Below are 8,314 nucleotides of genomic sequence, written 5' to 3'. Positions count from 1 at the left end.
CGACCGGGCCGGGCTTGGCGGCCAGGGCCGGGGTCGAGGCCAGGGCGAGCGCCGCGCCCGCGCCGGCGATCAAGCCGCGGCGATCGATAGGCAGGTGATCCATGAGCTTCCTCCGGCGCGGTTGGGCTCGCGCTCGACGGAATCGCTATCACGGATCATGACACCGGTAACAACCACTTTTTTGCAGCGTGAAACCCTCTCCCATGGGGAGAGGGAGGGACCCAAGCGAAGCTTGGGAGGGTGAGGGGGTTCTGAGTTCGACGGCGTGCCGGCAGGGCGTCAGCGAGAAAGCGGCGAAGGTGTAATCCCTCTCCCTCCCACGCTCTTCGAGCGCGGGTCCCTCCCTCTCCCGCCGGGAGAGGGTGTTAAAACGCCGCCACCGCCTTCGCGTGGGCCCGCACCACGGCCAGCGTCGAGGCGTCGGCGTCGAACACCCCGTACAGCCCCTGCTCCTCTTGCGGCGGGTCGCCGGCATAGGCCTTGTCGCCCATCTTGAACCAGGCGTCGGCGTGCTGGGCGCGGCCCTCGCCGTTCCAGGCCCAGAAGTTGGTCCCGGCCAGGGGGCCGCCGGCCTTCATGTCGGCTTCCACCAGGCCAAACATCATGCCGTAGAACCGGTCGCGGTCGGTGGCGGCGCTGCCTGGCGCGAAGGCGCGGTCGTCGCGGACCAGGCCGAACTCCTCGATCACCAGCGGCTTGCCCATGGTTCTGGCGATGGCGACGTGCCGGGTGATGTAGTCGCGGCACTTGGCCTCGCCGGCGCCATAGGTCGCGGGCTGGTTCCTGGGGTCGATCCAGCCCCAGTTGTTGGGCCAGACGTGCAGGGTCAGATAGTCGATGCTGGCCGGTTTGTGGGCCTCGACCACGCAGGCCTCGCGCTCGAGGCAGCCCTTGGCGCCCTCGCTGCCGGTGGTCACCAGATGGTGCGGGTCCAGTTGCTTGATCAGGGCCGAGGTCTCGGCGATCCAGCGATAGTAGGTGGGCAGGTTCGGCGCGCCGAACGCCTCGCTGCCGCCCGGTCGCGGCTCGTTGGCCAGCTGCCAGGCCATGATCGTCGGGTCGTCGCGATAGGGCTTGCCGGTGACGCTGCTGACGCGGCCGACCAGGGCGCGCAGGTAATGCTGGAAGAGGGCTTGGGCCTTGGCGTCGCCGTAGAAACGGGCGGAATAGTCGGCGAACTGCGGCCACGGGTGGGCCGGGTCGCCCTGCTGGAACCACGCTCCGTTGCCGGTCCAGCGCAGATAGGCCGGCATGCCGCCCGACCAGTCCCAGAAGTTGTTGACGTAGATCACCGCCTTCATGCCCCGCTTCGCCATTTCGGCGAGCGCCACGTCCAGACCCTCCAGCAGGTCCTGGTTGTAGTCCTCGCCGGGGCCGCGAAAGGTGGGATCGATCGCCACCTTGGCCGGCGATTTTTCACCCGCGCCCAGGATGCGCAGGTTGGTGACCCCCAGGGTCTTCAGTCGGTCCAGCTCGCGCCCCAGCCGCGCGGTGTCGCCCCCCGCCCCCGGCGAGCCCAGCCAGGCCGCGTACCAGAGGTTGGCGCCCACGAAGCGATAGGGCTTGCCGTCCAGGCTGAGGCGGCCGTCGCGGACGGTGACGAAGGTCGACGGCGGCGCGGCCCGGGCTTGGCCGGCGGCCAGGGCGGCGGCGCCCGCGACCAGCAGATGGCGTCTGGACAGCATGTCGGCCTCCCGTGTTTAGCGCAGCCTAAAGGAGGGCGGCGGCTTCTAGGAGGAGATTAAGTAAAACGAATTTCAGACGCTACGCGCCATCACGGCGCGACGAAGGCCGCCAGCTCATCGGGCGTCCCCATGGGAAAGGCCTCCTTCAGGAACGCCAGGAAGGCCGACACCCGAGCGCTGAGCAGCCGCCGCGAGGGATAGAGCGTCCACAGCGCGATTTCGGGTCCTTCGACGTCGCCCCAATGAACCAAGGCGCCGGACGCCAGGTCATGACTGACGAGAGAGATGGGCAACCGGGCAACGCCCGCGCCGGCACGAACCGCGTCGCGGACCATGATCATCGACGACAGGCGCAAGACCGGCGCGACCGCGAGGCGTGATCGCCCGGTCGGCAGCGTCACCTCCCAGTCCGCGGCATGGTCGCCGCCTCCGCGCACGACGGCGGGCACGGTCTGGTCGCCGGACGGACGGGCGAGACCGGGGGCGGCCACGGCGACCAGCCGATCGCGCAGGAAGATGCGCCCGACCAGGTTCTGGTCCGGATCCGGATTGACCCGGATCACCAGGTCGTAGCCTTCCTCCACCATGTCGACGGGCCGGTCCTCGGTCGTCACTTCCAGCTGGACCTGCGGATATTTCAGCGCGAACCCGGCCGCCAGCTTGCCCATGGCGGTCTGCGAGAACAGCAGCGGCGCGCTGATCCGCAGCCGGCCCCGAGGGGCATGGCCGCCCGAGGCGATCTCGCTGGCCGTCTCGTCCAGTTCCGTCAGCAGCGCCGCCGTTCGCTCGTAGAGGGCCCGTCCCTCCTCGGTCAGCTTCAGCACGCGTCCGCCGCGCTCGAACAGGCGCAGATTGAGGCCGGCCTCCAGTTCCGCGACCCGGCGCGACAGCGTCGCCTTGGGGCGCGCGGCGGCGCGCGCGGCGCGTCCGAACCCCTCATGTCGAGCCACCAGATTGAAGTCGGCGAGGGCGAGCAAGTCCATGTGTTCCACCAGTGAGACGGTATGTCCAGATATAGCGTCTATTGGGGCAATTGTGGATCAATAGATTGGAGGCACGCCAAACGGCTCAATCCAAGGAGTGACCCCCATGACCATCCTCGTTACCGGCGCCACCGGCAGAGTCGGCCGCCAAGTCGTCGAACAGCTGGTGCAGCGCGGCGCCGACGTGCGCGTCCTCGTCCGCGATCCTGCCAAGGCCGATTTCCCGGCGGGCGTCGATGTGGCGAAAGGCGAGATGCTGGATATTGACGCCCTGCGCGCCGCGTTCGCCGGCGTCTCCTCCCTGTTCCTGCTCAACGCCGTGGCTGGGGACGAATTCACCCAGGCGCTGATCGCCCTCAACATCGCCCGCGAGGCGGGCGTCGAGCGCGTGGTCTATCTGTCGGTGATCCATGCCGACCGCTTCGTGAACGTGCCGCACTTCGCGGTGAAGTTCGGCGCCGAGCGGATGATCCAGCAGATGGGCTTCAGCGCCACGATCCTGCGTCCCACCTACTTCATCGACAACGACGTCACGATCAAGGACGTGATCCTGAACCACGGCGTCTATCCGATGCCGATCGGCGGCAAGGGCTTAGCGATGGTCGACACCCGCGACATCGCCGAGGTCGCGGCGATCGAGCTGATCCGGCGCGACCGGGACTCGGGCAAGCCGACGGTCGAGATCATCAACCTGGTTGGTCCCGAGACGCTGACCGGCCAGGCCTTGGCCGCGATCTGGTCGGAGGTCCTGGGTCGCCCGATCGCCTATGGCGGCGATGATCCCTCCGCCTTCGAGCAGAACCTGGCCGGCTTCATGCCCAAGTGGATGGCCTACGAGATGCGCCTGATGGCCGAGCGCTTCGTCGGCGACGGCATGATCCCCGACGCCGGCGATGTCGAGCGTCTGACGGGGATCCTTGGCCGCCCGCTGCACGCCTATCGCGATTTCGCCGCCCAATGGGCGCACGCCTAGCCGCGCGCTGCTCGCCGAGGGCAAGCTCTAACGCGCGGCGATGACGCCCATGGGGCCGCCTTTCGGGGGCGGCCCCATGACGCGGTCCTACAGATTCAGCAGCGTCGGGTCGCCGCCCTGGGCGGTGATGTTGACGCTCAGCGCCCGTTCGACCGCGTAGCGCAGCAGGGCGTGGGGGCCGCCGGCCTTGGGGCCCGTGCCCGACAGACCCTCGCCGCCGAACGGCTGGACGCCGACCACGGCGCCGGTCATCGAGCGGTTGACGTAGCAGTTGCCGGCCGGGACCAGGCGCTGGACGTCAGCCGCGAAGCTCTCGATCCGCGAGTGGACGCCCAGGGTCAGGCCATAGCGGCGGTTCGCCAGGGCGCCGGCTACCTGTTCCAGGTCCTCGGGCTGGTAACGCACCACGTGCAGCACCGGGCCGAACACCTCGCGCTCCAGGAAGTCGGCGGCCGGGATCTCGGCCAACACGGGGGCGAAGAAGGTGCCCGTCTCGGGCGCGGGCAGGGTGTGAAGCACCTTGGCCTCGTGCTTGAGGCGGACCAGGTGCTTGTCCAGCGCCGCCTTGGCCTCGGGATCGATCACCGGGCCGACGTCGGTGACGGCCAGGGCCGGGTCGCCGATCACCAGGGCGTCCATCGCGCCCTTCAGGCCCTCGATGATGTGGTCGGCGGTGTCGTTGGGCAGGAACAGCAGGCGCAGGGCCGAACAGCGCTGGCCGGCGCTGCCGAAGGCCGACAGGATCACGTCGTCGATCACCTGCTCGCGCTGGGCGGTGGTGTCGACGAACATGCCGTTCAGCCCGCCGGTCTCGGCGATGAACGGGACGATCGGGCCCTGCCTTTGGGCCAGGGTTTGGTTGATCCGCCAGGCGGTGTCGGTGCCGCCGGTGAAGGCCACGCCGTCCAGGCCCTCGTGGGCGGTCAGGGCCGCGCCGACGGTCTCGCCACGGCCCGGCAGCAGGGCCAGCAGGCGGTGGTCCAGGCCGGCGGCGTGGTACAGTTTCACGGCCTCGTAGGCGATCAGCGGGGTCTGCTCGGCCGGTTTGGCCAGCACCGCATTGCCGGCCGCCAGGGCGGCGGCGATCTGGCCGGTGAAGATGGCCAGCGGGAAGTTCCACGGGCTGATGCAGACAAAGACGCCGCGTCCGGCCAGGCGCAGGGTGTTGGTCTCGCCGACCGGACCGGTCAGGACCTCGCCGCTCAGCGTGAACTGCTCTTCGGCCAGCTTGGCGTAGTAGCGGCAGAAATCGACGGCCTCGCGCACCTCGGCGATGGCGTCCGGAAGGGTCTTGCCTGCTTCACGCGCCAGGATGGCGCACAGGCGCTCGAGATTGGCCTCCAGGGCGTCGCCCATGGCGCGCAGCACCTCGGCGCGGGCGGGGCCGCCGGCCTGGTCCCAGGCGGGCTGAGCGGCGCGGGCCAGCTTGAAGGCCTGGTCGATCTGCGGCAGCTGGGCCTCGGACACCACGCCCACTACGCGGTTTTGGTCGGTCGGGCTCTGCACCGGCATGGGCGGGGCGCCGGCCGTCAGCTTGCCGCCGATCAGCGGCCCAGACGACAGGGTCAGCTTGTCCAGCTCGGCCACGTGGGCGGCCAGGCGGTCGCGGTCGGCCTTGATCGACAGGTCCAGGCCGGCGCTGTTCTTGCGTCGCGGGCCATAGACGTCGGTCGGCGTCGGGATCTTGGCGTGGCGGTCGGGATGGGCCTCGACGGCGGTGATCGGATCGACCACCACCTTCTCGACCGGCACCCGCTCGTCGAGCAGCGCATGGACGAACGAGGTGTTGGCGCCGTTCTCCAGCAGGCGGCGGACCAGATAGGGCAGCAGGTCCTCGTGACCGCCCACCGGGGCGTAGGCCCGCAAGGTCACGCCGTCATAGAGGTCGTCGGCGGCCGTGTAGAGCGCCTCGCCCATGCCGTGCAGGCGCTGGTGCTCGATCTTGACGCCGGCGTTCTTGGACATCCGGACCACGGCGGCCAGGGTGTGGGCGTTGTGGGTGGCGAACTGGGCGTAGAGGTGCGGGGCGGCCTCGATCAGGGCCTTGGCGCAGACCAGGTACGACAGGTCGGTGGCGGGCTTGGTGGTGTAGACCGGATAGTCCGGGCGGCCGGCGACCTGGGCGCGCTTGATCTCGCTGTCCCAGTAGGCGCCCTTGACCAGGCGGACCATCAGGCGGCGGCCGGTTTCCTGCGACAGGGCCGTCAGGCGCTTGATCACCTCGGGGCAGCGCTTCTGATAGGCCTGGACGGCCAGGCCCAGGCCGGTCCACTGGCCCAGCTCGGGTTCGCGGCAGAGACGGTCCAGCAGCTTCAGCGACAGCGCCAGGCGGTCGGCCTCTTCGGCGTCGATGGTGAAGTTCAGGTCGTGCTCGGCGGCGATCTTGGCCAGGCGCAGGACGCGCGGATAGAGCTCGTCCCAGACGCGGGCCTCTTGCGTGGCCTCATAGCGCGGGGTCAGGGCCGACAGCTTGACCGACACGCCGTGGCCGGCTTCAGGCCCCGCCTTGTTCGACAGCCTGCCGACCGTTTCGATGGCGTCGGCATAGGACTTTTCATAGCGCTCCGCGTCGGCGGCGGTGCGGGCGCCTTCGCCCAGCATGTCGAAGCTGCAGATGTCGCCGTCGTTGGCGGCGCGCTTGATGGCCGCCTCGATGGTGCGGCCCAGCACGAACTGCTCGCCCATGATGCGGATGGCCTGGCCGACGGCGGCGCGGATCACCGGCTCGCCCAAACGGCCGGCGATCTTTTTGATAAACGCCGGCAAATCCCGCTGAGCTTGGTCGTCGGGCTCGACGATCTTGCCGGTCAGCATCAGGCCCCAGGTCGAGGCGTTGACGAACAGGCTGTCGCTGCCGCCCAGGTGGCTGGCCCAGTCGGCCGAGCCGATCTTTTCGGCGATCAGCTTGTCGCGGGTGTCGTCGTCGGGCGTGCGCAGCAGGGCCTCGGCCAGGCACATCAGCGCCAGGCCTTCGCGGGTGCCGAGGCTGAACTCCTGCAGGAAGCTTTCGACCACGCCCTGCTTGCGGACGCTGCGGCGGGCGCCGCGCACCAGGGCCTCGGCCTCGGCGCGGACGGCGGCGCGGTCTTCGCGGCTCAGAGGCCGGGCGGCCAGCAGGTCGGCGATCACCGCCGCCTCGTCGCGATATTTGCCGTCGTCCAGGGAGTCCCAATCGGTCATGATCGCCTCGCTATAGGTATAACGTCGCTATATCGTCGGATTGTTCGAAGGTGCTTCGTTTGTTGCGTTGCCAGCCTGTACGATCTTCGGTCAAAGCGCGGAATTTCGCGGTTTCGCTCCATGACTGTATCAGCCTGTCGCGACGACATTAGACCCTCAGGCGGAAACCTCGTCCTTCGACAAGCTCAGGATGAGGTTTTTCCACCGCTCGGGCCTGTAGATGGTCCTCATCCTGAGCTTGTCGAAAGGCGAGGGCACGCCCGGAGCGCCAGCGTCAGACCAGGACAATGATGGGGAAGGGGAGAGGTGGGAAGGGACGCGATACGGGGGGAGGTCGCGCGTCCCTTCCGCTCTCATGCGACGCCTACGGGGTGGAGGGCGCCGCATCTGCGCTCCGCCGGGGGATGGCGGAGGCGGTTCCGAGTTCACAGGGTCGCCGAGGGGGGAGGTGGCGACCGAGCTTGCTAAGGACGATCGGGGGTATAGTCCTGCTTCTTGTGAAGGTGCTTTGTTTATTGATATAAATTTCCGAATTATCTTCGGTGAAGGTTGGGAAATCCCATGTCCGCTCTAGACGACACCGATCGGCGGCTTCTGCGCGTTCTGCAGGCCGACGGCCGGATCACCAACGCCGAACTGGCCAAGCGCTGCAACCTGTCGCCGGCCGCCACCTTCGACCGCGTGCGGCGGCTGCGCGAGCGAGGGGTCGTCATCGGTTACGCGGCCCTGCTGGATCCGGCCAAGGTCGACCGCGCCCTGCTGATCTTCGTGGAGGTGGTGCTGGACCGCACGACCGGCGACGTGTTCGAGGAGTTCGGGGCGGCCGTGCGCCGCGCGCCCGAGATCCTGGAATGCCACATGGTGGCCGGCGGCTTCGACTACCTGATCAAGGCCCGGGTGCGCGACATGGAGGCCTATCGCAACTTCCTCGGCGACATCCTGGTCAAGATGCCGGGCGTGCGCGAGACGCGGACCTATGCGGTGCTGGAAGAGGTGAAGAGCACCGTGCAGTTGCCGCTTTGACCCCAAACATTCGCCGGGATGAGCGGATTTAGAGAGATCGCTCCCGCTTCCGAAACTCCGCCACCTTGGCCTTGTTGCCGCAGGCGCTCATCGAGCACCAGCGACGGTCGCCCTTGCGGGAGGTGTCGACGAACAGCACCGCGCAGGGCGGGCCTTCGCACTGGCGGATGCGGTCGGAAAAGTCGCCGCCCAGCAGCGACACGCCCTCGCGGGCCAGCTCCGCCAGCAGGCCCCGCACATCGCCGGACAGATGGGCGCGGCCGTCGGCGCCCAGTTGCAGCGACGCGGCGGGCAGGCCGGCGTAGCCGTTGAGCAATTCGCGGTCGGGGTCGGGCAGAGCGGTTCCTTCGGCGCGCGACAGGGCCAGGCGGTAGAGCGCCTCGCGCAGGGATCGCGCCTGGACCAGATTGCCGTCGGTGGCCCTCGGCGCCCCGTCGGCCAGGCCCGCCGCCGCCAGCCAGCGGTCGAGG

The 8,314-nt window shown here is 68.9% G+C and carries 6 protein-coding genes; 2 read left to right on the top strand and 4 right to left on the bottom strand.

What is annotated here, in order from left to right; translation table 11 throughout:
- Window positions 1-365: 365 nt before the first annotated feature.
- Both WAL33_RS06860 and WAL33_RS06855 read right to left on the bottom strand, forming a co-directional pair.
- A complete protein-coding gene (locus tag WAL33_RS06860) occupies window positions 366-1,685 on the bottom strand; it encodes a glycoside hydrolase 5 family protein (RefSeq protein ID WP_422179778.1) in 1,320 nt (439 codons plus the stop codon).
- 89 nt (window positions 1,686-1,774) lie between these two features.
- Window positions 1,775-2,668 (bottom strand): LysR substrate-binding domain-containing protein, encoded by an 894-nt coding sequence (locus tag WAL33_RS06855; RefSeq protein WP_422179776.1) that lies wholly within the window; start codon window positions 2,666-2,668, stop codon window positions 1,775-1,777.
- Between the two features lie 106 nt (window positions 2,669-2,774).
- On the opposite strand from WAL33_RS06855, the gene WAL33_RS06850 reads away from it, so the two are divergent.
- Complete coding sequence (locus WAL33_RS06850; RefSeq protein WP_422179774.1) at window positions 2,775-3,641, top strand: SDR family oxidoreductase; 867 nt, start codon at window positions 2,775-2,777, stop codon at window positions 3,639-3,641.
- A gap of 87 nt (window positions 3,642-3,728) precedes the next feature.
- Here the strand turns inward: WAL33_RS06850 and putA are convergent, their stop codons facing one another.
- Complete coding sequence (gene putA, locus WAL33_RS06845) at window positions 3,729-6,821, bottom strand: bifunctional proline dehydrogenase/L-glutamate gamma-semialdehyde dehydrogenase PutA (RefSeq protein ID WP_422179772.1); 3,093 nt, start codon at window positions 6,819-6,821, stop codon at window positions 3,729-3,731.
- A 561-nt stretch (window positions 6,822-7,382) separates the two neighbouring features.
- Between putA and WAL33_RS06840 the strand changes: the two genes are divergently transcribed.
- The gene (locus WAL33_RS06840; RefSeq protein WP_422179770.1) at window positions 7,383-7,844 is read left to right on the top strand and encodes an Lrp/AsnC ligand binding domain-containing protein; all 462 of its coding nucleotides are present in this window, start codon (window positions 7,383-7,385) and stop codon (window positions 7,842-7,844) included.
- 28 nt (window positions 7,845-7,872) lie between these two features.
- Here the strand turns inward: WAL33_RS06840 and WAL33_RS06835 are convergent.
- Window positions 7,873-8,314: CGNR zinc finger domain-containing protein (locus WAL33_RS06835; RefSeq protein WP_422179768.1), on the bottom strand; the 442-nt coding region annotated here is incomplete at its 5' end.

The organism is Caulobacter sp. (assembly GCF_049283275.1).
GTDB lineage: Bacteria > Pseudomonadota > Alphaproteobacteria > Caulobacterales > Caulobacteraceae > Caulobacter.
This window is presented reverse-complemented; position numbering and strand designations above follow the sequence as displayed.